A 26177-nucleotide genomic window follows, 5' to 3' on the forward strand; every position below is an offset into this window, starting at 1 on the left:
GGATCACATCTCTGCTTGCCGCCAATGTTTATCCCCAAACAGCCCGATTCAAACTTCAGGGCATTGGTGAAATCCAGGCTGTGAATCACATGACATGACTGGTATAGCAGAATTTCACACAAGAGTCGTGGTGATGTTTCATCATGTTCTAAGTGCGCAGGCGCCGAGAGGATCTCACAGGCGAGGAAGACGACTTTTTATTCCCAATTACCTCATGGCTCGGCTTTTCTTTCATAGGCTGGTTCCCCATCCACCCAAGCACCGTCAGTTCATCTTCGTTTATACCAAGTCCATACTGCGCATTCCAGTATTCAACTGTTTGCTTAACAAACACTTGACGAGCAATATGTTTGTCGCAACTACGAAGACCTTCCAGAATGGCAAGGTGTTGGCGTACTGCAGCAGCGCGTTCACTGATTGCCTTTGAATTGCCCGGCCACCTGCCAACAACGGAAAAAACAAACAAACGAAAAGTGACTGCTTCGAGAGTGTCTCGCAGATACTCATTGCCAGCGAGCTCCCAAATTTTTCGATGAAATGCGACGTCGCAATCATGAAAGTTTCTCACGTCGATCGCTTCCATGCCTGTGCCTGCCATAGCCGTGACTAGTGCGGTCAGTTCCGTATCTGCTGTTGGCGTGAAATTTTCAGCCGCTTTACCGATGGCAATCGCCTCAAGAGGAATGCGAACCTCTTGAATAAGCCTGTAATCCTCAGGGCTCAGTTGGGCAACATAGGTGCCACGCGCAGGAACCTTGCGCAAAAGACCTTGATGAGTCAGCTCATTTAAAGCTTCGCGTAAGGTTGGTTGACCAATGCCAAGACGGCCGGCCCATTTTTGCTCGATAATACGATCGCCTCCGCTTAGCTCACCAGAGATGATTGCCTCGCGAATGGCTTGAGCGGCCGCCTGGGGGGCGGTAGGAATATTAAGTTGGCCGGGATTTCGCTTTGCAGAACTGCTTTCCATAATTTATAGGTGTAGATACTCTATACACTATACTCTGTAAACCCATTAATGCCTCTGTTTGGGTGAGATCGGTAACATCTATATTTATGCGTAGATTATTGTTTCATCTGCCAACTTAGCAGCGAGATGAGCTACGAGTACCGATCACTTTTCCGCGGAAGTAGCTGTAGCTGGCTCTAAGGATGTGCCACTAACTGAATTGTTACGGAGCTTATCGAAAACGGTTTCGTCAGTAGTCTTGTGCAGGTTGCGTGTCCTTATGAATTCGGCTTTTGCTTCATCTTTTTTCCCCATAGCTTGATAAAGTCGGGCCAGCCGCCAGTGTACGCTTACATCGTTAGGGTCTATTTTCTCTGCTGCAACTAGTTGCCGAAGAGCATCGTCTCGGCGGCTTGCATCAAAATATAGAATGCCCAAATCGAGGTGCGCCAATTCCAATCCAGGATCGATGCCGATGACTTTCTCCAGGATAGTCTGGGCTGAATCTGGGTCTTGTAATTTCATCTTGACGTCTCCGAGATAAGCCAAAGCCAACACATGGTTGGGAATATTCTCAAGTTCCGCTTCGAATTCGCGCCCAGCCTCTTCGTATCGGTCTAGCTTCCATAAGAGGTAGCCAAGTCCGAAATGTACATTCGGCTCTTTGCTATTGACTTTGATGGCAGCTCGGAATTGTTGCATCGCTCCTGTGCTATCTTTCATTTCGTCTAACGCCTCACCGGCAAGCATGTCAGCCTCAGCAGACTCTGCGTTCAACATCAAAATCTCACGATAGGTATCGAGAACGCATTGGTATTGCTTGGAACCCAAGCAACTTTGCACCAGAGCCAGGCGCAATTGAAGGCTCTTTGGGTCGAGTATCGCAGCCTCTTTCAGATAAGGAACCGCTTCTGCATATTCCCCCAACCCATAATGGGCCATGCCTATCAGGACATTCAAACGCAACACTCCGGGCGAGGAGGAAGGTTGGCTCTTTAGGAGTGGGGTGAAAATCTGAATGGCCTGCTTCAGTACGCCGGATTTAAAAAGCGCCAATCCTAAGTTGAGCTTCAAACCAGGCATTGATGGATTGAGCGCCAATACCTTGCGATAAAGAGAAATAGCTTCGGAGTAGTGCTCTTGGCGCGCTTCAAGGAAGCCTAAATGGGCATAAGCTTCAGCGTTCGCAGGGTGAGCCTCCGAGAAAGCCCGCCATGCAGCTTCGGCCTCAGTGTTGTTGCCCTGCTGCTCCAGCATGATTGCCTTTTGGCGCTGATTATTCGCGGTCGTTGCTGTTTGGCCGAGACAGCAGATAGTCGCGATGGCGAATGTGATTGCAAGGACTATTCCTGAGTGCTCGACCCGATTCATACCCGTCTCCATTGACATTATCGCTTGTCGAAAAAGGCCAATAACTTTTGATGGCACAGATATAAAGAAATAGCGCGGCAGGGAATACCTGCCGCGCCCGGGTCAGAGGTTAGAAATGGAGCTTCGCACCAAGCTGCAATACGCGAGGATCATAAGCAGAGGTGATCTGTCCGAAGTTCGAATCCGTCGATCCAGAGTCGATTCCATTAAATTGCGTGTGATTGAAAGCGTTGAAGGTTTCGATTCGTAGTTGAAGACTCGGCCCTTCGCCAGATGATGTAAATGCAATGGACTTGAACAGAGACAGATTGAAGTTAAATCGGCCAGGCAGGACAACCGCATCCTTCCCAGCATTGCCGAACCCTTGGTTTGCACCTCCATTCCACGGGGCAACCGGACTCGCAAAAGCGCTAGTGTTGAACCAAGCTGACCGCTTTTTCGGATAGGAGACCTTACCGAGCAGATCAGGGCGATTACTAGTGTTGCCACCCAGACCAATAGTGTCGGCACCGTTATAGGAAATAGACTGCGGGGTCCCTGATTGCGCGATCGTGATGCCAGAGAATTCCCAACCTCCAAGGAACGAGCGTTCTACGATGTTGGAACTATGCGTGAAGAATGGAATGCTATAGATATAACTCGCGTTAAAGATGTGGCGTCGGTCTAATCCTCCTGAGCCACGGTCGTAGCCGGCATTGAAGGGATTAGAGAGTGAGTTCAAATCTCCGCTACCGTCATCGATTTCATGAGACCAGGTATAGGCCAGTTGTAAAGTAAGTCCATGCCGATTTTCCATGCGTAGACCAGCTTGGAGTGAGTGATAGTTGAAATTAGCTTCGTTCTCCTCTTGCACAATTGAGCTATAGCCAGGGTAAATCCGATAGAGGTTCGCGTTCACTGAGCCGTCAGCAACACTCTGTCGAAGGCCATACGGATTGCCTGGATTATTTGGATCGGTCAAGGGGAGGGTATTTATTCCACGGTCATCGTTCTGATCCCAGCCTGTAGAGCCTCCATACTGTAGAACCGCAATAACAGATTGTGCAAGCTGTCGTTGGAAGCCCAGGCTGAACGTAGTGGTTCCGGGCGGAGGATAGTTGTACTTCAAATTGGTAAGGGTAGAAGGAAAGGCCTGAGTCGTTGTTACTCCATTCAAAGCACTGGTATTCGGATTTGAGAAATAAACGTTGGTGGCGGAGGGTTGGTATGCGAACGGAGGATTCTGAGCCGCGTTATATACATCGTTGCCTTGTACGCGCTCATAAAAAACTCCAATACCACCGCGAAACACTGTCTTTCCATCGCCGGAGAGATCGTAGGCGAAGCCTATCCGAGGCTGCCAGGTATTGTATTTATTCTGAACCGCTCCACGGGGGAACCCATCGACACCCGCTTCCCTGATGCCGTTGAGATAGAACGCCTGACCGCCATAGGATGTCAGTGAGCTAGGATTGAGGGTTCCATCTGGATTGAGGGGATAACCTTGTGCGGCGCTATAGTCTGTCGGAACGAAATTCGCGAACTGGTTGAATCGCTCAAACGCGTGCGGCAACCCGTCGAACCGAAGCCCGAAATTGAGGGTTAGACGGGGCGTAACGTGCCAGTTGTCGTTGCCATAGAAGCCATAGTTGTTATTGACCCAATGCTTGTTTGCCAGATATTGAAGTTGTGTAAAGCTGGCAGCATCTCCGAGCAGGAAGTTTACATACGAGTCTTTGGAATATGCGCTTGAGTCGAAGTGGGCAGTCCCTTGAGTGTTTGCCTGAAGTTGCTGGTTTTTAACAACTCGCAAATAGCTGAAACCGAATTTGAATTGGTGCTTGCCTTTTGTCCACGATAGATCGTCACGAATCTGATAGCTTGCGTAAAAATTCTTCCATGGAAAGTAGTTTGAACTCCAGTTGGTGTTGTATGGAGCGCCCAGATCGATCTCAGGCATGCGGCTGCCTATGTTATTGGCAAGCGGAAAGAAGGTTGTGCCTGTCCATCCGGATGGCTGAGCCGATACACCTTGAGGGTTGATCGTAACCGTATTGTCGCTGTAATTGAATGCGGTTTCGTTGAGCAGCGAAGGAGAATACATTTGAGTTAACTTGAACGCCGCCATCCATGCTGGATTGAGCATGGTCGAGCCAGTCGTTGGGTAACTACTATCGCCCCACTGTGGCGGATACGATGTCTGAGTGACCGCATCATGTACATAGCGACCCATTAGCTGTAACTTGCTGTCAATAGCATGGTCGATGCGAACCACGTCTTCGTGAACATTGGTCGGTTGAGGAATAGACGAAATATATTGCCCAGTTCCAAAATTTGGCTTCGGGAAGGTCCCGGCGTTCATCTCGAGAACCGCATTCGGATCGATCAAATTAGCTGGAATTATATTATGTAGGAAGGGCTGTCCGGGAGTCAGTCCATCAGCTTGATAGAGTGCCAATTTGGCAGGATCGGCAGTGAGTGGAACCTGTGGGACAGTGCCGTTAGATGGAACAGTGTATGTCACTGGTTGTCCAGCCGTAGGAAAATTGCTTGATGCGATGGTATTCACAACCGATGGGGCGCTTCCGACGACAAGCCTCCGCCACTCTTCATTCACGAAGAAGAACGTTCTCTTACGAGAGTTGTTATATACATGCGGGATCCACAGTGGACCTCCGATATTACCTCCGAATTCATTCAACCGAAGCTCGGGCCGTGACTGGCCTGCGAGATTGCTAAAGTAGTTATTTGCGTCGTATGCTTCATTCCGATTGAACTCCCACAGTCCGCCGTGGAAATCTCGGCTTCCGGACTTAACGACCATGAGGATTGTTCCACCCGAGCCAATCCCATAATCGGGGCTGTAGTTGCTGTTGAGAGTCTGGAACTCTGCGAGCGCGTCGAGCGAGGGCAGTATATCGAAGCAACCACCGCATCCGCGATCGTTCATCTCTGCGCCATCCAACAGGTACACATTGTGATTCGCGCGAGTTCCATTGAAGCTGATTCCGTTACCAGATGTATTAGCATTTACCGTGTTGAAATCCGGCAAGTTGTTTGAGACGCCCATGCTAAGGGTCGCAAGTGCTGTCAGATTGCGGCCATTGGTGGCCAACTGTGTAACCTGCTGGCCGCTGATCAAATTGCTGAGTTCACTGGTTTCTGATTGAAGCTGCAACGCGTTCGCTTCAACTACTATCGTCTGACCTTGACTACCGACAATAAGGACGGCGTTCTCTTCCAGCGTTTGAGCGACGTTCACAACAATGTCAGTCTTGGTGTATTTCTGAAATCCTGGCGATGAAATGCTGAGCGTGTGATGGCCAACGCCCACATTAGCAAAACGGTAGTCTCCTGCACTGTTCGACGTGACATGTCTTGCTTGATCGGTGGCTAGATTAGTGAGAGTAATGTCCGCATTTGGAATTACTGCTCCCGTGGAATCTCGTACGGTTCCGTTTATGGTCGCGTTGTCCTGAGCTTGCGCGAATGGAAGGAACATCAGGCACAGCATGACCAAGCTGAGCAGACGAAAACGAGCGTAGTTCATGAGTCTCTCCTAAGCAAATCTTTGACAACCTGGATCTTCCGAGGAGGAGATTAGAAAGCTCCGCCCCGGATATCTAATATTTAGTCGATAATCTATAATCTTTAGATGTGGGATTGTCAATAGATTTCTTCAAATTAGCGCATCTACCGCAACATCAACCTCTTCCCCTCTATTCTCAGTTTTTAAATGGAGTAGTCGCTACCATAGTCACCGCAGGTCTCTACCTGAAGTAAAACGCCTCAAGGACTCAGATTCGCCTCGGGAACTTCGCGGATGCGAAGACCCAATTGCTTTCAAGAATAAGAGCTTGCATTTATCATTTATAATCTATAATCTGCTCCATATTGAGGGTGAACCTGAATTGAAGATAGACCCGGTCGCGTATCCCCAAGCTGTTGAGCCCCCTTATGTCTTCACAAAAAATAATGCATACGATCGCGACGCTGCGATTGAGCTGGTTGTACCTCAAAAAATGGGAAGCCAACAGTATATGCAGACGATCCGAGACTATAGGGTTCCCCCTGATGCAATCGCGATCTGGTACCTGGGACAGAATGGCTTCCTTCTCAAGGATGCTACCGGCCCACTGATTGGAATCGATTTATACCTGACAAATAGCTGCGCTGATAAGTTTGCTCAACTTCCCTATCGGTTAGACCGGCAACTTCCTATCTTTATTGAGCCTGAAGATCTCGACATCGACGTGTTTATTACGACTCATTCCCACGACGACCACGCAGATCCCGAAACTATTCGAAGGCTGACGAAAACGAGAACTAGCAGTTTTCTTGGACCGTTTGATTCAATGCGCGTCTATCAGGAGTGCGGTATACCGCTCTCCTCCTGTCGGCTCATCCATCCGGGTGAGATGGTCAGCATCGGCTCTTCGGTAACGGTACAAGCAACATTTGCGTTGCCAACCGATGCGACCGACCTTAACCACACCGGCATGTTGTTCCAGTTTTCCAATGGAATAAGTTTTTATAACAGCGGAGATACGGCCTACTCGGAAGGGCTTACGTCGCTCCTGCCGACAGATGTCGAGATTTGCGCTATCTGTATCAATGGCGGCTTTCATAACTTATCTCCAATGCAGGCTGCCACTATTGCTAAGGCAATCCGACCTCGAGTAGTACTTCCCTGCCATTACGACATGATGGTGAACAATGTCGGTTCACCGGAGATGTTGCGAGTTGCACTAGATTTATTAGGTTCGAACGCCGATTTTTTCATTATGAAATATTACGAACCCTGGCTTTACAAGCTTCGTCAGGATCAACAGCTTTGAACCCAGTATGGATATTAGGTGGTTTATGAACATATCTCTCGCAAACAAAGTGGCAGTCGTCACCGGTGCATCTTCCGGCATCGGCCTTGCAGTCACGCGCGCGTATCTTGATTCGGGGGCTGCGGGCGTCATCGCAGTATTTCGCCGACAGGAGATGCCACAAGAACTGGAAGAAGCCGTGCGGCTATATCCAGGAAAGCTCCACATCGTACGCGGCGATGTTGCTGAAGAGCAGACATCAATTGATTACACTAAAGCGGCCTTGGAACACTTCGGCCGAATGGACATTCTAGTGAGCAACGCCGCAGTCAGTGTCGTGAAACCGATTCATCTACATTCACCAGATGAATGGGACTCTGTTATGAACTCTAACGTTAAGAGTCTCTACTGGGCTGCTCGTCATGTAATTCCAGTAATGATTCAACAGGGTGGAGGGCTGATTCTAATTAGCGGGTCGATCTCAGGAGAGGCTGGTATCCCTACCCAGGGAGCGTATGCTCCTTCAAAAGGCGCTCTTCACCAGATGACGCGTCAGATGGCCATCGAATATGCCAAGCATGGAATTAGAGTCAATACCATCGCCTGCGGAACCGTCGATACACCGATTGTGCACCAGTCGGCTCAGGCCTCGGGTGATCCAGAAGGCTATTGGAATATGTTGCGTAATGCTCATCCAATCGGCCGCATTGCAAGTTCGAAAGAAGTCGCCGGCTTCTATACATATATGGCGTGCGATATGGCCACTTTTTTTACGGGAGCAGTCGTCATGATGGATGGCGGCTACACCGCGCAGTAGGGAGACTCGATGAAAATGATGCTCGCTGCCCGATATTTGGGTCCTGATCGCCTGGAAACAGAGGAGGTGCCTTTGCCTGTAATCGGCGATGAAGAAGCCTTGATTCAAGTAGAAGCGTGCGGCTTTTGCGGTTCCGATATTTCGATCGTTACGGGAACGCATCCGCGTGCAAAGGCACCTCTCACTATCGGTCACGAACTTTCAGGCCGAATCGTGGAGATTCAATCGTCGACCGGCCCATTTGAGCCCGGCGATCGAGTGACCACGTACCCTCTCATCTCCTGCGGACACTGTCATGCCTGTACCCATGGCAATCCTCATGTATGCCGCCAGCTTCGTCTCTTTGGCTTCGATGTGGACGGAGGTATGGCCGAGTTCGTGAAATTGCCGGTCTCGTCACTCATGAAGCTGCCAGAGGAGATGCCTGGACATATCGGGGCGCTGATCGAACCGCTTGCAGTCGCGGTGCACGGCATTGGGCGCACAAGTTTGCAAGGAGTGCAGGTTGCAGCAGTACTGGGAGCAGGGCCGATCGGACTTTTGACAGCTCTGGTAGCAAGAGAGCGAGGCGTATCCAATGTGATTATCAGCGATATCCTGCCGTCTCGTCTTGACCTTGCGGCGAGCCTGGGTCTGTCCGTGGCGCTGGCAGGAAAGGACCTCAAAAGCCTCATTATGGAACTCTCAGAAAGAAATGGAGCGGATGTTCTCTTTGAATGTGCTGGATCTGCCACCTCTGCCAGGGAGATGACGTCTCTGGTTCGTTCGCGGGGAGTGATCGTAAATCTGGGAGTCTTTAAGAAGCCGGTTGAGATTGATATGCAGTCGATCAATTTCAAGGAAATTGAGATGCTCGGCTCCAGGGTCTATGAGCGCAAAGACTTCCAAACCGCAATTGATCTCGCGATGCGACTTCCTCTCGATCAAATTGTGACGCATTCGTTTCCTTTGCACGATGTCGCTAGCGCGTTTAAACAGTTCCAGTCCGGAGAAGTATGTAAAGTACTGATTCGACCGATGGAGCATGTATCTTGAATCCATTTGCAGTGGAGGGAAAACTCGCCTTAGTCACCGGTGCGACGCGAGGCATCGGGTTGGGTGTCGCTCGAGCCTTCGGAGAATCCGGACTAAAGCTAATTTTGGTTGGTCGCGACATCAATGAACTGCAGCATGTGGCGGAAGAGCTGCGGCAAACCGCCCCGCAAGTTCACGTTGAACCGTTCGATCTGCTTCGTTCAGGAGAAATCGCATTCTGGTTTGAAGATCTGTGCGGAAGGGTCGGCACCCCGGATATTCTTGTGAATTCAGCCGGTATCTCTCGACGAGGAGCGGCAACCGATCTCGCACTCGAAGATTGGAATGATGTGATGGCACTCAACACGACCGCCATCTTCGAACTTAGCCGAGCATTCGCGAAGAGACGCATCGCTGAAGGTCAGGGCGGCAGAATCATTAATATCGCTTCGCTGATGACCGCAGCCGCAAGGCCAAGAACTTCTCCATACACAGCATCCAAAGGCGCCGTTGGACAGCTCACGAAAGCGTTAGCGGTGGAATGGGCTCAATATGGAATTCTCGTGAATGCGATTGCTCCAGGGTATATCGATACCGATCTGAATAAAGAACTCGTTGCGGATTCTAAATTCAATAACTGGGTCAAAGAGCGATGCCCCTTGGGTCGCTGGGGTACACCTGTTGATATCGCGTGGCCAGTTGTCTTTCTGGCAAGTTCTGCTGCAGCCTTTATTACTGGACAGGTCATTTTTGTGGACGGTGGCTGGCTGGCAACGTTCTAGGACGGCCCGAAATCACGCATTTAATCAATTGACAATCATGAAGTTAGCTTATTTTGACTCATTTCAATCTATAGTCTATAGTTTCGATGTTATCCATTACGCTTCGCGAGGCTTTCATTGCACCTAGCTAATGCCGTTCCCGCGTCTCAGAGCGCGTCCAAAGTCCCTCTGAATCGAACGGTGGTAGAAAGCGCGATGACCGCATCTTTGGGTGGCCTTCTTTTTGGCTTTGATACAGCGGTTATCGCCGGTGTAACAGGAGCACTGACCGATAAATTTTTTTTAACGCCAACGTCCCTCGGCTTCACCGTTGCTATCGCGCTCTGGGGGACGATCGTGGGAGCTGCCTGCGGCGGTTATGCGGGCACTCGATTTGGCCGTCGGGACAGCTTGCGTGCGCTGGCACTTCTCTTCATTATCTCCGCCCTTGGATGTGCCTTTGCATGGGACTGGGCTTCCTTCCTCGTGTTCCGTTCTATCGCAGGCATCGCAATTGGAGCCTCTTCCGTTTTGGGACCCATGTATATCGCGGAGATCGCGCCTGCACAATGGCGGGGACGCATGGTTGGTTCATTCCAACTCAACATTGTCTTTGGAATCCTGGTCGCGTACTTCTCCAACTATGTGATCGGCACCTTTAATCTTGGCCCGACCGAGTGGCGATGGAAGCTTGGAGTTTCAGCCATACCTGGATTTCTGTTCTTGATCATGCTGTTCCGAATTCCGCGGAGTCCTCGCTGGCTTGTAGAAAAGGGCAGAGTAAGAGAGGCAAAGGAAGCTCTCAACCAGATCGCGGGAGCAGCGGCATCGTCCGAGCTCGAAGCGATCGAGGAATCGCTTGCCATGGATCGTAGCGCCGGCAATCAGCCTCTATTCTCGCGACGCTATCGTGTTCCAGTCGCGCTGGCGGTAATGATCGCTCTCTTCAATCAGTTTTCCGGTATCAACCCTATTCTTTATTACTTGAATGACATCTTCCAGAGAGCTGGCTTCACAAAGGTCTCTGGGGATCTACAAGCGGTAGCCATCGGTGCAACGAATCTGGTCTTCACGGTTGTCGCAATGTGCATCATTGATAAAGTGGGACGCAAGAGACTCTTGATTGTCGGATCGGTAGGAACTTTCGTATGCCTTACGACGATTAGCGCTCTCTTTTTAACTGGAAAGCACCAGAACCTTTTGCTGTGGCCACTTGGAGGCTTTGTCGCATTCTTCGCCGTATCGCAGGGATCCGTGATCTGGGTCTACATCAGCGAAATCTTTCCGAATTCTGTGCGAGCTAAGGGCCAGAGTCTGGGAAGTTTCACGCATTGGCTTACGTGTGCAACCCTCGCCAACTTCTTCCCGATTGTTGCAGTACATACCGTGTCCGCACCATTCATTTTTTTCTCTTCGATGATGGTGCTCCAATTCATTGTTGTTGTCTGGTTTTTCCCCGAGACCAAAGGATTCACACTCGAGGAGTTGCAACATCGTCTTGAGACGAAGTAAGCCTCCGCACAGCCAATGGCCCAAAAAATACATATCTGAACTAGTACAGGAGTTACAAATGGAACGAAGACAGTTTCTCAAGAATTCTGCAATGGCAGGCGCTTCACTTGCTTTTTCCGGAAAGAAGGCCTGGGCAAACTTCGCTGATGCTCATATTGAAGTTCTCCTGGACGAGCCGAAAGGCGAGATCTCCCCTAATATCTATGGCCAGTTCACAGAACACATCGGAGGCGTCATTTACGACGGCGTATGGGTCGGAGAGAAATCGAAGATTCCTAACCGCTATGGTATCCGTTCCCAGCTACTGGACCTGATGAAACATATCCATGTTCCTGTCATTCGTTGGCCGGGAGGTTGTTTCGCAGATAGCTACGATTGGAAAGATGGTATCGGTCCAGCTTCGAAGCGGCTGCGGCGTACCAATTTCTGGGAGGGAGATCCTGATGCGATCAGGCTTCATGAGAAAGGCCCTCAAATATTCGAACCCAACGAATTTGGCACCAATGAGTTTGTCCGGTTTTGTAAGCTGTCTGGGGCACAACCGTATCTTGCGGCAAACCTGCGAAGCCTTCCCGCGCTTGATTTCGATCATTGGGTGGAATACTGCAACTCACCAGCAGGAAGTACAACCCTGGCGGAGATGCGCGCGAGCGATGGCTTCCCGGAGCCATTCAATGTCCGCTACTGGGGTGTGGGTAACGAGAGCTGGGGATGTGGCGGAAACTTTACTCCAGAAGAATATGCATCCGAGTTTCGCCGCTTTACGACATGGATTCCTAAATATGGTATCGATCTGCAACTGATAGGTTCCGGGCCGAATGGCAATGACATCGATTGGACACATCGCTTTTTCGACCAGATCTATTCCGACCATGCTTACCACAATGCTAATTTCACCGGCTGGTCTGTGCATCACTATGCATCGGACCTGAGCCGCGGCAGAACAAAGGATTGGGCTTCAAGTAAGGGAGACGCTTTACAGTTCGATGCAGTGGACTGGTATGAGCTCTTGCGCGAGAGCAACCGCATTGAGCAGATCATTAACGATCAGTGGGCAGTCATGGGACAGTACGACACGCAGCATCACATAAAACTGGTAGTCGATGAATACGGTCCGTGGTATCGCGAAGGGACGGAGCTTGACCCTACTCACATCTTCGGCCAACAGGTGACAGTGCGCGATGCGCTAGCCACGGCGCTGACGCTGGATACCTTTAATCGAAACCCTGAGAAGGTGAGCATGGCCACTTGCGCACAACTAATCAACAACTTAAACGCGCTTTTTCTGGCGCATGAAGATCGATTTTTCGCGACACCAAACTTCCATATCTTCGCTATGTACGCCGCTCACCAAGGCGGGCAAGCGCTGCGAACTGAGTTCTCCGCTCCAGACGTGCAATACCTGCGTGATGGCGAATCGGCGCGCTTCTGGGGTCTGAACGGCTCGGCATCTCGAAAAGGACAGCTTGTGACGCTAACCATAGTTAATCCAGATCTGTCGAAGGCAACCGAAACCCAGATCGCACTTAGAGGAGCCAGAGTAATTCGTGCATCGGGTTCCGTTCTTGCTGCCAGCGACATGCACGCTCACAATACCTTCGATCAGCCAAATGCGGTAGTGCCTGCAAATCTAACGGTAACGATAAGTGATCAACTATTGAACGTCAGTATTCCGGCAGCGTCTGTTACCAAGTTGGATGTGGTCCTTGGATAAACAATTTCAACCACTTGCCTGCAATTAAACTTGTACCCGATGTTTGTTCACCGGCAGCCACGCTTCAGAAGCAGGTGCAACACTTTCAACTCGCAATATCAGTCCATAGTGTTCATTGAGCCCTATGGGTCTGCTCGTTGCCTACGCAGTAAGTTCAGTGAAGAAATGCTGGCCGAGCGGCCACGCTCTCTTGGAATCGAGGTTCGCCGCAAGTGTAAAGTCACTAGCTTCGTACAGCAGGTGATTCGAAGCTGCCCTCGGTGCCGACCTTGACATCAAGCAGTCGCTTCGTTCTTTATGAAGAACTCTGTATTCGATGTGATAATTCTGTTGCCCCTGACCAACTGTTAGGCAGGAAAGCGAAACAAATAAAGTAAAGGACTCAGGAATATCCCATGGCACCCAAATCGACCTCACTATTCGGAAGCATCTTGTCGCTAACAGTTCTTCTTTTCGCCTTTGCGATGAACCCGGCCAGCGTCGCTTTAGCGCAAAAGGCCGCCCCCCGCCCTTGCGATCTCTTCGCGTCCGCAACGCCCTGTGTTGCTGCTATCAGCACCACTCGCGCCCTGTACAGCGCGTACACCGGCCCGCTGTACCAGGTCACACGACAATCCGACCAAACCCACACCAATATCGGTCTCCTTCCCGACGGTTATGCAAACGCCGCAACGCAGGACACCTTCTGCGCCAACACGACCTGCACCATCACCAGGCTCTACGACCAGTCACCCAACCACAACGACCTCGCGCCCGCGCCTCCCGGCGGCGCAGCGCGCGGACCTGGGCCCAACGGCTATGACCTCCCCGCCGTGGCCAATGCCCTCCCTGCAACCGTAGCCGGACACAAGGTTTACGGTATCGCCATCTCCCCTGGCATGGGTTATCGCAACGATAACCCAAAACAAACAGCGGCCAACGGTGAACCCGAAGGCGTCTACATGGTCACCTCCGCTCTCAATCTCAACGGCAAGTGCTGCTTCGACTTTGGTAACGCCGAGACGAACGATCTCGACAACAAAGCTGGACACATGGATGCCATCAACATCATGTGTCATGGCGACCCCTGCAGTCCCGACGCGGGACTGGACATGGAGGACGGCATCTACGGCCACCTCAAGGTTCCTGCCGACACTACCTTCGTCACCGATATGGGTGCCAGCGATGGTCAGCATACCTTTGCCATCTACCAGGGCAACGCCCAATCAAGATCTCTGACCAGTACCGACATCATCCCTCTTCCGAATGGCTATCAGCCGATGAAACAGGAAGGAGCCATCATCCTGGGAATCGGCGGCGATAACAGTAATTGGGCCAAGGGATATTTCTTCGAGGGTGTCATGACGAAGGGAATGCCTACCAAGCCGGCAATGGAAGTAGTTCAGGGCAACATCGTTGCCGCTGGTTACGCTGGCGAGCTTAAGCCCTGACACTGCGGCCATGAACGATCGCCGCATCAGAGTACCCTCTACCATTGAGACTAGCTTGCGTTCAGGAACACGGCTAGGCGAGTCTGCGAACGGAATCCTTCATTTTGAGTTCGGTATCCAACACGATGTCTTGAGGCGGAGAATCCATCCCATTGATTCTTTCCAGCAACAAACGCACAGCCGAATAGCCGAGTTGGTAACTGGGCTGGAAGATGCTGGTGATTGCGGGCTCTGTCATCTGCGTAAACGCCAAGCCATCAAAGCTGATAATGGATACGTCTTTCGGGCACTTTAGTTTTTGGTTTTTAACCGCAGCTAGAGCGCCAACGGCCATCAGATCGCTCGCGGTAAAGATGGCTGTCGGTCTGGGGAGAAGATTTAACAAGCGGAGGGTGCAAGCATATCCGCTCTCCTGATCAAACGATCCCGACTGTAGATACTCCGATAGAACGACGATCTTATGCTCCGCCATCGCCTTTAGAAATCCATCTACGCGCTCAGTTGCCGTCGTGACGTTCGACGGCCCACGAACAATTCCAACCTGACGGTGGCCCATATTGATTAAGTGTTGCGCCGCAAGATAACCGCCAGCCGCATTCGCAACAGTGACGCTGTCACCTTTCCATCCCTTCGGCTTCCGGTCCACGCACACGACAGGAGGCATCCCCTTGCCTACAATCTTGTGATCGACTGATGGAATCAGGATGATGCCAGCGGCGAGAAAGGACTGAAGGTCTGCCAGATACGCTTCTTCCTTCTTAACGTCATTGTCTGCATTACAGAGCAACACCCGATAATTGGACTTGAATGCCAGATCCTCTACCCCCCGCACGACCGCAGGGAAAAAAGGGTTCATGATGTCCGGAATAATTACCCCGATGAGGTTGGTCTTATTGCGTCGCAGCCCTCTCGACAGGTGATTAACCGAGTAGCCGAGCTCTTCTATTGACTTTAGAACTCTTTTCTTGAGCACCTCTCGTACAGTCGCTGTGTCATTGAGGACATGCGAAACGGTACCGACCGACACATTCGCATGAGCGGCAATATCGTGCATCGTTGTTCGCCCCGATGCTGGGGATTTGTCGCGCTGTCCCGCCATTAGCTGTGCCTTTCATCGATCAAGAACGCAACGAAAACCGATGGCTCCGGAGCGATCGAGGCTCGGAGCCATGAGAAGGTACTTTCCATGTTGGGATAACTTATACGCTTGTGGAAAATACCAGCGTGAACCCTGTGGCTGGTAGTGGCTTCCTCCACGCAGAATAGCAGCGCGTGTGTGTGCATCGGTGTATTCATCCGTCCATTGCCAAACGTTACCTACCAGATCTTGTACTCCAAAAGGACTGGCGCCATTTGGATGCGCCGCAACGTCCGACGGTGGCAGCATCGATCTGCCAGTGTCGACCGTGGGGACATCTTCTCTGTTCCACTCCATTCCCCAAGGGTACGTCCTTCCATCCAATCCCTGAGCAGCATATTGCCATTCCCATTCGTGAGGAAGCCTTTTACCGGTCCAAGCCGCGTAAGCACGGGCGTCCTCGATAGATACCCACGTTACCGGCTTGCTGCCCCAGCCGTCGGGATAGTTGTTGCCGTGCCAGTCTTTCAGAAAATTATGATCATCGGCTGGATGGTATTTTGTAGCGTCTAAAAATGCTTTGAACTGCGCATTCGTTACAGGAAAAGTATCGATCCAGAAGGCAGGAATATGGATCTCTATCTCATGATAGCGGCGTGCTGAAGGCTCGCCCGGATACTGCACATCGACTCCTTCATCGTTGGTACCTTCAATCTCAATTCCATTGACGCGAAAGACAAAATCGGCCGATGGAATAGCTGACATCCCAGATGGTTGAGACTTGGCTGGTGCTGTCTTTGCGATGGGTACCAGTTGCTGGGGGACAGTCGTCCATCCGTGGGAGTAGTTCGCGAGAGGTTTTTCCGCAAGCTCTTTCATTGTTCGCATCAAGGCCGGAAGTTGTTCGGGTTCCGAAGATGACGCCAGAATTGCTCCATAAGCGTTCGCTTCAATCGAAAAATCAAGAACAATTTTGTCGCCTTCTGGCTTTGGCTTGAGTTCTATCCCATGCCACAGGTCGTAGTAGTGCATTCCTGTCTCGGCAGACAGAATCATCTGCCTGCCCGATTCAGGATAGGAGTTGCGATTGACAATAGTCCAGAGCGTGGAATGATCTCCGGGCCATTTGCTGGCGAAGACTCCATACTGCTGCATGGGCGTATGGGGCTCCCACTTGGGAGAGACCAGCAGTTTATTGAAAGCCCTCTCAATCGTCGCAATCCGACGCAGAGCTTCTGCATCGCGCGGAGTCATGCCGTTCCAGATGCCCCAGATGTTTTCCCATGATTCGAAGCCGATGCCGTTGAAGAAGGAAAATTGAAGATCATCCGTATGACTGTGCGCCCATCGATCCGAAATATTAACCATATGCCGGGTTTCGAGCCACTTGTAACGGCTTACCGTTGGCACAAAATCGTACTTCCAGTAGCCCCAGCTCATGTTGTTGTAGTTGAGCATCTCGTCGGAAGCCGGCCCAAGTTCGGGTTCGAGAGCGAGAGGATGGCCAAGACTATCGGATGCTCTACGAAATGTCCGCGGAATCCCTTCCAGGGTGTCACCATTGATACCGTCCGCATTCACCTCTGCAAGCTCACGAGAGAGTGCCTGTGCATCTGGCTCATCTTGCTTGCGTGTTCCCTGATCCCACAGCATCACGGGGAAAAAGACACGCACCCCTCGATGGTGGAAGTCGGCGACAAACTCTTTGATTTCTTCGCGGCCGCCGGGAAGATCGGCGAACAGATCGTACTCGTTGCGATCATCGATTCCGATGTTGGGATAGGTGGGCCACACGAGCACGCTGTCGATGCCGCCGTAACGCGTCTCTAAGTCCTTCAAGTAACCATCGACCGTATAATGGCGCGTGGCGACGTCATAAAAGAAGCGGTCATGCACCATCATCTGCGGCTGAACAAAGCTCGACTGTGTCCACCGCAGTTCGGGACGTTCGTACTCAGCGCCATCGAAGCCCACTCGGATGCGCCTTTCGTCACGCCAATGATGTAGGTCGTCGAGCCACGCCTGTGTCTCAGCGGGAGTACAGGTTCGGGGAGCGCTTCGCACAAACCATTGGGGCGGCGCCGCGCAGGAAGGACCATCGATCTGTTCTCCCTGAAGATGGAGCACGGTGTCCTGGCCATGCGCGAGAGAACCAGCGAGAGTAAGGCACAGCATGGCGAGAACAGTGCGAAACCGGTACATAGAAACTCCTTTAGGCTACAGCTAAGAAATGCCAATATAAAACGATTCAAGTACTATCGGCAAGAAGTTTGGCTAGAGATTGCGAAAATGCCGGTTGACCGACAGTACGTTGACAACTCTTGTTAGCGCATAACTTGCTTGAATACGTGAATGATTTGATCAAATTTGAGAGTTTCTGCTTGCTTAAGTTAAAAAGCTTGACAACTTGAGATGTGGATTACTAGGATGGCCACGCTTCTATTTTGAATCGATTCAAAAATATAAAACATTTAACGCGTGCTGGGAATCCAGCCCGAATCTACGGAGGTTTCGATGTTGTTTCCCAGGCAACTCAAATTTATTCTCTCGATCTTCGCAGTAATATCCTGCCTGACAATCGCTCCTTCATTGCATGCGCAGTTTGCCAGCGGCATTGAAGCCACGGTAGTGGATTCAACTGGCGCTTCGATTCCGATGGCGCAGCTAACGCTGGTGAATAAGGCGACTCAGGTCAGTCAGAGAGCCGTGACCGACTCTCAAGGGTATGTCCACATTCTTCAACTTCCCCCGGGAACATATCGTGCCGAGATTAAGGCAACAGGCTTTAAAACATGGCAACTCGACAATATTCAGGTAGAAGGCCACGATATCCGAACCATTTATCCGAAGCTCGCTGTTGGCAGTGAGAACACGACCGTCACCGTAACAGCAGATGCTGAAACGGTAGAGACCACCAAGGGCAACATTGGGCGCGTTCTCGAAGCGGAGACAATGCGCGAATCTCCGATGGTCGGGCAAGACGTCTACGCCTCCGTAGCGACTTTGGCGCCGGGTGTCACCGGGCTCGGAGATGCGTCTGGCAATATCTCTGCTGCTGGCTCGGTTGGGACCAGCAGCTTTAACGCGGAGGCAGGTTTTCAGATCAATGCCGCCGGCCAACGGCAGGAGGCCAACGAATATCAGGTAGATGGCACGGTCGTCGACGGTAACTCCCGCGACGGCGTCGTGAATATCACGCCTGAGCCCGAAACCATTCAGGAGATGAAGGTCACCGCTTCAACCTTCTCTGCCGAAAAGGGGCGACAGAGCGGCGCGCTGATAGAGATCTTCACAAAGCCCGGTACGAACCGTTTTCATGGCATGTTGTCTGAGTTTCATGCGGACAAACCTCTTACTTCGCGCACGGAGTTTCAGACTGAAGTGCCGAAGTACAATCGCAACGACTTCGGCGGAACAATAGGCGGGCCGATCATCAAAGACAGAACGTTTTTCTTTGGATCTCTGTTCTGGACACGCGCAGTGCTGGGAAGTACTTATGTAGAAAATGTCGAGACGCCGGCATTGCGGAATTGGGTTGCCAGTAATGAACCGAACTCGATTGCGAATATGTTCCTGTCGCAGGCTCCGCCTGCTGTCGATCCAACCGCAAACTTCCTGACGGCGGCCCAGGTAGAAAACAACTATGGCAGCACCTACGCACCGCCACCGATCCCGAGTGACCTGGTCGTTGAGGGAACATCCACGATTAATGTCTCTCCGATCGCAAATGGCTTCCAGGGACATCTAAGGCTGGATCAAAATATGAGCGGCGGTAAGGACAAGGTATTTTTCAGCTTGTTTCGCAACACCACACAGGGCGAGACTGCGGATGGCCGTCCTAAATACTCCTACATCGCTCCTAATGCCACGCTTTATGCAAAATTCGACTACCTTCATGTCTTCTCCCCGTCGCTTGTGAATGAAGCCGGCATGAGCTACGTGCGGAATACTGGCAGCCAGTCGGACAAGATACCTTCGCTGCCGAATGTGTATTACATTGGCGGCATTGACGATCATTTCTCGCAGTGGGGACCATCGAGCTGGGCGCAAAACAATTTCATCTATCAAGATGATCTGACCTATACCCACGGAGGCCACACCTTTCATGTGGGGCTCAATGTGGACCGTCAGCAAGATTTCGATAACTTCACAAATGGCCTTGTTCGACCATACTTCTACTTTCTCAACGTTCTCGATTTTGCAAGCGACCATCCATTTGATCAGGGTGGTCCAGTCGTGGATCTGGCCACGCAGACGACGGCGCATGATCTTTATCAGCGCGTGATGATGCTGTATGTTGCTCCCTACATCCAGGATGATTGGAAGATCTTGCCGCGACTTACTCTCAATCTTGGCCTACGGCTGGATGACTTTACACATCTCGCAACGGTAGAGAATGGTCAAAAACCAATTTCATTCTTTACTCCCGGCACTGGTTCTACGTTTGCCGAACAGACAGCAAATGGCAGCATGCAAGCACGCGGTTCAAATGGAGCGGCTACTACAAGCGCTCGATATCGCTTCGTTCCGCGAGTTGGTTTTGCGTGGGACGTTCATGGAAACGGAACGCTGTCTCTCCATGGTGGCTACGGCATATTCAACGACAAGGTAGGCGAATATGCCTACGTGAATAATATGCGCACGAATCCTCCGGGATATGCTGATCCCTCTCTGAGTATCTTCAATCCCGGTACAACCCTCGCCAATTTCTCTTATGGAGCGAGCAGCTCCGGAGCTCAAGGTTTCGCTCCTCCTCCGGGACTGACCTACAAGGTCGATTCTCACGGCGGTCTGGTCGGAACGCGGACCCAGGTTGGAGGTATCGATCCAAATTTGACTCCGCCGCTGGTTCATAGCTGGGGCCTTGGTCTCCAACAGATGGTGGGAGGTTTCGTTGTCGAGCTTGACTATCTGGGCACAGCAAGCCGTAACCTTTTCCTGCAGACCGACGTCAACCGATTTTCCGGTGACTATATCGTGAACAACGGCACGTCGAAACGATTGAATCAGAGTTTCGCTGGGGTGATCTATGGCCGGAGCGTTGGCATTGCAAACTCCAATGTAGGTGCCTTCGGCATCTCCCGCCACTTTTCACATGGATGGACAACGCACGTCACCTATACCTTTAGCAAGTCGCTCGACTACGTGAGCAGCAACGATAATGGCGTCGGCGGGGGAGAAGCTGTATTCGATGCACAACATCCTGAACGGCAATATGCCCGCTCGGATTACGATGCCCGGCATCGCCTCTCAGCAGACGCAGTATGGGATATTCCTGGATTCCGTTCAGGATTTCTAGGTACTCTCACTAAGGGCTTTACGGTGTCGCCTATCGTAATTCTGCAGTCGGGCAATCCCTATAACATCTATACGTCTGCTACATATTCCGCTGGTGGAGACTACAACGCCGACGGCTATGGATATGACATCCCCAATGCACCTGCGTTTGGTCGTGTCATCCATGCCAGCCGTTCAAATTACTTGAAGGGGGTTTTCACTGCCTCTGAATTCCCTGCCCCGACACGGGGAACAGAAGGAAATCTTGGGCGAAATGTCTATAACGGCCCAGGCTTTGCCCAGACAAATATCGCAGTGCAGAGATCGTTCCATGTGCCTATTCTGGGGGATTCAGGGAGACTTGAGCTTCGCGGTGAATTCCTGAATGCTTTCAACCGTGTCAACCTTGAAACTCCGGTAGGAGATCTGTCTAATAATCTCTTTGGTAAATCTACCGGACAGTATATGCCACGGCAGATTCAGCTCGTCGGGCACCTTCGCTTCTAACGTAACGCATCCGAGAAAAGGCATCTCTTCCGGATGCTCGTATATACGCTGCTTTGACAGTTATTATTTCTACACTTAAGGAGAAACCGCTTGTATCAACCGCAGGCTTACATTGTCGTTCTCCTGCTTATGATCACCAGCATGCTCTGCTGGGGCTCGTGGGCTAATACTCGAAAGCTCACAACCGGTTATGCCTTCTCTCTCTTTTATTGGGATTACGTGCTCGGCATCGTAATTGCAGCTCTGGTCTGGGGATTTACGCTTGGCAGTCTCAATGGTGGCACGAGCGCCTTTCTCCAGAATCTCGCGAGTGCCGATCGCAATCATTGGCTGCTGGCTATCGCAGGTGGAGTTATTTTTAATGTTGCCAACTTGTTGTTGGTTGCATCGATCGATTTGGCAGGCATGGCCGTTGCCTTTCCCGTAGGCATCGGCCTCGCGTTGATTGTCGGCGTGATCCTGAACTACATCATCCAACCAGCGGGTAACCCACTTTTTATCTTCGGCGGAGTTGCACTGGTCGCTGCCGCGATTCTTCTGGATGCTTTGGCTTATCGGCGGCGAGAAGCCAGTAACACCGTTAGCACGCGCGGTGTCATTTTGAGCGTCGTCAGTGGCCTACTGATGGGCACTTTCTATCCTTTCGTCGCCAAGTCTACTCTTGGAGAGCACTCGCTCGGGCCCTACGCTGTCGCTTTTGTGTTCGCTCTGGGTGTTGTGATCTGTTCTCTTCCCGTCAATAGCTGGCTTATGAGCCACTCGCTCACCGACGAGAAGCCAACATTCTTCAAAGAGTATCGTCAGGCTCGAACAAGTTGGCATATCTGGGGAGTAGTGGGCGGCGCGATCTGGTGTACTGGAGCAGTTGCCAGTTTTGTTGCTTCTCGCGCGAATCTGGTCGGCCCGGCTGTTTCCTATGCGATCGGCCAAGGCGCCACCATGATCTCCGCAATCTGGGGAGTCTTCGTCTGGCGCGAGTTTGCTAATGCGCCTAAGTCTTCCCGTCATCTGCTTCCCTATATGTTTGTCTTATTTTTGCTGGGGCTGGGACTAATCGCCGCAGCGCCGCTCATTGCAAGATAGTTTTGAGGAACATATGAAAAAGATAGTAGTGGTGGGAAGCATTAATCTCGATCTCGTCTCTTACGCGGCACGGATGCCGCTTGCAGGTGAGACTATCCTCGGCGAGGGATTTGCAACCCATTCTGGAGGGAAAGGCGCAAATCAGGCCGTGTGCGCTGCTCGCCTGGGAGGAGATGTCTCGATGGTGGGGCGGCTCGGTGAGGACAGCTTTGCGAGCGAGCTTCGAGAAGGGCTAAACGCGGCTGGCGTGGATACCGGATGCGTAGAGAATGTCGCTGGATCATCTGGTACAGCGATCATTTTAGTCACTGCCGATGGTTCAAATTCCATCGTTGTGAATCCAGGAGCGAACGCCTCACTCCGGCCTCAAGATTTGCTTGCCTTTGAGGACCTCTTCCGAAGTGCCTCAATCATTCTCTCCCAACTCGAAATTCCGCTCGAGACCGTCGAAGAACTAGGACGCATCGCTGAGCGGTTTGGGGTTCCGTTTCTTCTGGATCCAGCGCCTGCGTTGCCGTTATCGCCCGCTTTGCTAAAGGCTGTCACATGGCTGACGCCAAATGAAAGCGAATGCCAGAGTCTCCTTAAATCTTTCGGGTATTCGGGAGTCGAAACGTCAAATAATATTCCACCGGAAGAAGCGGTCCAGCCTTTCCTTGACGCAGGCGTCCGCAACGTCATCCTCAAACTCGGTGAGCGTGGAGTCTATATGGCTGGCCGAGATGTCGAACCGGCTTACATCTCTTCTTTTCCAGTAACAGCAATTGATACAACGGCGGCAGGAGACGCCTTCAACGGGGGATTCGCGTTTGGATTGACATGTGGCGGCCTTGATCCTTTATCTGCTGCACGCTTCGCGAACGCAGTTGCGGCAGTTTCTGTTACCAAGAGCGGAGCGCAGAGCTCTATGCCACAGATTGCGGAAGTCGATGCACTCTCAAATACAGAAGAGCATAATCGACAGCAACCTCCATGCGCGAAGACGTTACCTTACCGCTGATGCTTGCGCTGAAAAGACGAGTACGGTTGCCACGATTTATGAGCGGCAAAAAGCCGTGCCACTTTTACTGTGGGCACGGCTTCCATGTTGGTTGATTTGATTTACTGGCCGAAGTTGACGGACTCGATGCCGAGGAATTCGGCGGACTGGCCTAGCTCTTCTTCGATGCGGAGGAGCTGGTTGTATTTGGCGATGCGGTCGGTGCGGCTGGCGGAGCCGGTCTTGATCTGTCCGGCGCCCGTGCCTACGGCGAGGTCGGCGATGAAGGTGTCTTCGGTCTCGCCGGAACGGTGGCTGATGATGCTGGTATAGCCGAAGCGGCGAGCCAGTTCGATGGCTTCGAGGGTCTCAGTGACGGTTCCGATCTGGTTGACCTTAATCAGAATGGAGTTGGCGACCTTCTGCTCGATGCCCTGCTGTAGGCGGGTAGTGTTGGTGACGAAGAGGTCGTCGCCTACGAGCTGCACGATGCCGCCGATCTGGTCGGTGAGCAGCTTCCAGCCATCCCAGTCGTCTTCGGCGAGGCCGTCTTCGAGCGAGACGATGGGGTACTGACGCACCCATGACTCCCAGAATGCTGCCATCTCGGCGGAGGTCTTCTCGGACTTGTCGGACTTCTTGAAGACGTACTTGCCGGTCTCCTTGTTGTAGAACTCGCTTGCAGCGGGGTCGAGCGCGATGGCGATCTCTTCGCCGGGCTTGTAGCCTGCGAGTTGAATGGCTTCGAGGATGAGTTCGATGGCCTCGGCGTTCGACTTGAGGTTGGGTGCGAAGCCGCCTTCGTCACCGACGGCGGTGTTGTAACCCTTCTTCTTGAGTACGCCCTTGAGGGTGTGGAAGACCTCGGTGCCCCAGCGGAGGGCGTCGGAGAAGGTCTCGGCGCCGACGGGCATGACCATGAACTCCTGGAAGTCGACGTTGGAGTCGGCGTGCGAACCGCCGTTGAGGATGTTCATCATTGGGGTGGGCAGAAGACAGGCGTTGACGCCGCCGAGGTAGCGGTAGAGTGGCAGCTTGAGGGCTTCGGCCGAGGCGCGGGCGCAGGCCATGGAGACGGCGAGGATGGCATTGGCGCCGAGCTTGCTCTTATTTTCGGTGCCGTCGATCGAGATCATGGTGGCGTCGATGAGGCGCTGGTTGCTGGCGTCCATCCCGGTGAGTTCGGGAGCGAGGATCGACTCTACATTTTCGACTGCGTTGAGAACGCCCTTGCCGAGATAGTGGTCCTTGTCACCGTCGCGAAGCTCTACGGCCTCGTGCTCGCCGGTGGAGGCTCCGCTGGGAACTGCGGCGCGCCCTTTGGCTCCGCCGTCGAGGATGACGTCGGCTTCGACGGTGGGGTTTCCTCGGGAGTCGAGGATTTCGCGGGCGTGGATAGAGACGATCTCGGTCATGTTGCTCCTATGGTTTGAAGTTTGGGGGTGCTGGGCGACGACGCGGTGCATCAGGCGCTCATTCAATTTGGGGCGGCGGTCGACGCGAACGGGAGCACCGCCAGCTGCGGCGATTGTCTGCACCAATCCTGCGTCGGGAGAGCTCACTCACTGGATTTTAGCAAAGCATTTAAGAAGCGGGCTGAATGTGGCGTGAATCGCCTGAAATGAGCTGTTTACCGGATTGAGACGGGAGTAGCAGGTTCGATTCCCTTTCGCCAGATTTGTTCCTCGGCGGAGGCGATTCGCTCTAACCTTCTCTTTAATGGCCTGTCTAACAATCAGGCCTGAAATTGCTTGATTGTTAAGAGGATCAGCCATGAAGCTTTCGATTGCGACCGCCGCTCTCATTTTTGTCACCATTCCCGTTATTGCCCAGGATGCGCGGAGTGGAGTTTCGACGCCTCCTGCATCGGACATTACCGCGACCGACGATAACAGCCCCGCGACTCCGGTGTTGACGCCGCGCGTGCCTGAAGCGAAGCCCTCGGCGGCTGTGCCTGCGGACTCCTCGAACACCAACACCATTACCTATGGACCGTATGTACCTTATCGTGCGGCTGGCGATGCTGCACCCGGGACGGCACCGACCGACACATCTGCGACAACGGCTGCCTTTGATCCGGATGCCAATATCGTGACGACGACTGTTCCGGATACTTCTGCGGCCGCGGACTCTCCCTCTGACGATGAGGGGATTGTGACCAGCGTGCCGGAGCGCGAGGGCGAGATTCGCGAGGGAACGCTGCTGCGGGCGCGCATTACGCAGGGACTTTCGACGACGAGCACGCTTGAGGGCTCTCCGTTTTCGGCTTCGCTGACGCAGCCGGTCGAGAAGGATGGACGCGTGATTCTGCCCATTGGCTCGATCGTCGAGGGACGCGTTACCGAAGTTCGCAGCGGACGGAGAATCTCGGGCCGTGCGGCGCTGCACCTTGAGGCGCATGATGTGACGCTTCCGGATGGGTCGCACTATGTGATTCACGCGCAGCTGATCGATACGGATCAGACCGACCACAGCACCGTGAACCGTGAGGGCACGCTGGTTCGCAGGGACCATCCGAAGGAGACGCTGGCGGCGATGTCGGTGGCTACCGGTGGCGCTGCGGCTGCGGGCGCGATGGTTGGTGGAGGCGTGGGCGCTCTGGTAGGCGCGGGGATTGGGGCGGGAGCGAGCACGATTATCTGGCTGAAGCAGGATCGACAGGAGGCGTTGCCCAAGGATTCGCTGCTGGTGTTCAGCCTGACGACACCGATGATTCTGAAGCCCCTGAGCAATAACGCCATGAGCGGCAATGTTACGAGCGACAACACCGTGAGCAGCGTGGCTGCACCGCAGCCGGCTTCTTATACGGCGGTTGCTTCGGTTCCTGTTCAGTAATCAGGACTGGTGCGCCCACTAGCTCTGGTGAGTCCGAGCTAATGGGCGGCAAAA

The 26177-nt window shown here is 52.5% G+C and carries 17 protein-coding genes; 11 read left to right on the forward strand and 6 right to left on the reverse strand.

All coding sequences use genetic code 11. The features are described from left to right. Nucleotides 1-148 precede the first annotated feature (148 nt). The 3 genes from GSQ81_RS08030 to GSQ81_RS08040 all read right to left on the reverse strand — a co-directional run bounded on the left by GSQ81_RS08030 (nt 149) and on the right by GSQ81_RS08040 (nt 5849). Nucleotides 149-970, reverse strand: a complete 822-nt coding sequence (locus tag GSQ81_RS08030) for a GntR family transcriptional regulator (protein WP_158910268.1) — start codon at nt 968-970, stop codon at nt 149-151. A 144-nt stretch (nt 971-1114) separates the two neighbouring features. Then, entirely contained in the window at nt 1115-2320 is a 1206-nt protein-coding gene (locus tag GSQ81_RS08035; protein ID WP_158910269.1) for a tetratricopeptide repeat protein, read from the reverse strand. Nucleotides 2321-2429: 109 nt separating this feature from the next. Then, nucleotides 2430-5849 (reverse strand): TonB-dependent receptor, encoded by a 3420-nt coding sequence (locus GSQ81_RS08040; protein WP_158910270.1) that lies wholly within the window; start codon nt 5847-5849, stop codon nt 2430-2432. 361 nt (nt 5850-6210) lie between these two features. Between GSQ81_RS08040 and GSQ81_RS08045 the strand changes: the two genes are divergently transcribed. The 7 genes from GSQ81_RS08045 (at nt 6211) to GSQ81_RS08075 (ending at nt 14364) form a co-directional block, all read left to right on the forward strand. Then, complete coding sequence (locus tag GSQ81_RS08045) at nt 6211-7137, forward strand: MBL fold metallo-hydrolase (protein WP_216846401.1); 927 nt, start codon at nt 6211-6213, stop codon at nt 7135-7137. Nucleotides 7138-7162: 25 nt separating this feature from the next. Beyond that, nucleotides 7163-7933: an SDR family NAD(P)-dependent oxidoreductase gene (locus GSQ81_RS08050; protein WP_158910272.1), complete on the forward strand. Its 771-nt coding sequence runs from the start codon at nt 7163-7165 to the stop codon at nt 7931-7933. 9 nt (nt 7934-7942) lie between these two features. Next, nucleotides 7943-8968, forward strand: coding sequence for a zinc-binding dehydrogenase (locus GSQ81_RS08055; RefSeq protein WP_158910273.1), 1026 nt, complete (start codon nt 7943-7945; stop codon nt 8966-8968). After that, a complete protein-coding gene (locus tag GSQ81_RS08060) occupies nt 8965-9729 on the forward strand; it encodes an SDR family NAD(P)-dependent oxidoreductase (RefSeq protein ID WP_158910274.1) in 765 nt (254 codons plus the stop codon). Before GSQ81_RS08055 ends, GSQ81_RS08060 begins: the two co-directional genes overlap by 4 nt. Nucleotides 9730-9909: 180 nt before the next feature. Next, nucleotides 9910-11220, forward strand: a complete 1311-nt coding sequence (locus GSQ81_RS08065) for a sugar porter family MFS transporter (RefSeq protein ID WP_318523819.1) — start codon at nt 9910-9912, stop codon at nt 11218-11220. A 58-nt stretch (nt 11221-11278) separates the two neighbouring features. After that, a complete protein-coding gene (locus tag GSQ81_RS08070) occupies nt 11279-12934 on the forward strand; it encodes an alpha-N-arabinofuranosidase (RefSeq protein ID WP_158910276.1) in 1656 nt (551 codons plus the stop codon). A 395-nt stretch (nt 12935-13329) separates the two neighbouring features. Continuing rightward, nucleotides 13330-14364 carry an arabinofuranosidase catalytic domain-containing protein gene (locus GSQ81_RS08075; RefSeq protein ID WP_158910277.1) on the forward strand — a complete coding sequence of 345 codons (1035 nt, stop codon included), beginning with the start codon at nt 13330-13332 and terminating at the stop codon, nt 14362-14364. A gap of 73 nt (nt 14365-14437) precedes the next feature. Here GSQ81_RS08075 and GSQ81_RS08080 read toward each other — a convergent pair whose 3' ends face one another. Continuing rightward, the gene (locus GSQ81_RS08080; RefSeq protein WP_254060076.1) at nt 14438-15463 is read right to left on the reverse strand and encodes a LacI family DNA-binding transcriptional regulator; all 1026 of its coding nucleotides are present in this window, start codon (nt 15461-15463) and stop codon (nt 14438-14440) included. Between the two features lie 12 nt (nt 15464-15475). After that, the gene (locus GSQ81_RS08085) at nt 15476-17644 is read right to left on the reverse strand and encodes an SUMF1/EgtB/PvdO family nonheme iron enzyme (RefSeq protein WP_158910278.1); all 2169 of its coding nucleotides are present in this window, start codon (nt 17642-17644) and stop codon (nt 15476-15478) included. A 312-nt stretch (nt 17645-17956) separates the two neighbouring features. On the opposite strand from GSQ81_RS08085, the gene GSQ81_RS08090 reads away from it, so the two are divergent. The 3 genes from GSQ81_RS08090 (at nt 17957) to rbsK (ending at nt 23309) form a co-directional block, all read left to right on the forward strand. After that, on the forward strand, nt 17957-21226 hold the full coding sequence (locus tag GSQ81_RS08090) for a carboxypeptidase-like regulatory domain-containing protein (protein ID WP_158910279.1): 3270 nt from the start codon (nt 17957-17959) through the stop codon (nt 21224-21226). 90 nt (nt 21227-21316) lie between these two features. Continuing rightward, the gene (locus GSQ81_RS08095) at nt 21317-22309 is read left to right on the forward strand and encodes a GRP family sugar transporter (protein ID WP_158910280.1); all 993 of its coding nucleotides are present in this window, start codon (nt 21317-21319) and stop codon (nt 22307-22309) included. 13 nt (nt 22310-22322) lie between these two features. After that, nucleotides 22323-23309, forward strand: coding sequence for a ribokinase (gene rbsK, locus GSQ81_RS08100; RefSeq protein WP_158910281.1), 987 nt, complete (start codon nt 22323-22325; stop codon nt 23307-23309). Nucleotides 23310-23410: 101 nt separating this feature from the next. Here rbsK and eno read toward each other — a convergent pair whose 3' ends face one another. Further along, a complete protein-coding gene (gene eno, locus GSQ81_RS08105; protein WP_158912118.1) occupies nt 23411-24703 on the reverse strand; it encodes a phosphopyruvate hydratase in 1293 nt (430 codons plus the stop codon). Nucleotides 24704-25061: 358 nt separating this feature from the next. Between eno and GSQ81_RS08110 the strand changes: the two genes are divergently transcribed. Further along, the gene (locus tag GSQ81_RS08110; protein ID WP_158910282.1) at nt 25062-26123 is read left to right on the forward strand and encodes a hypothetical protein; all 1062 of its coding nucleotides are present in this window, start codon (nt 25062-25064) and stop codon (nt 26121-26123) included. The last annotated feature ends 54 nt before the right edge of the window (nt 26124-26177 follow it).

The sequence above is a fragment of the Granulicella sp. L56 genome (genome assembly GCF_009765835.1).
Lineage (GTDB): Bacteria > Acidobacteriota > Terriglobia > Terriglobales > Acidobacteriaceae > Edaphobacter.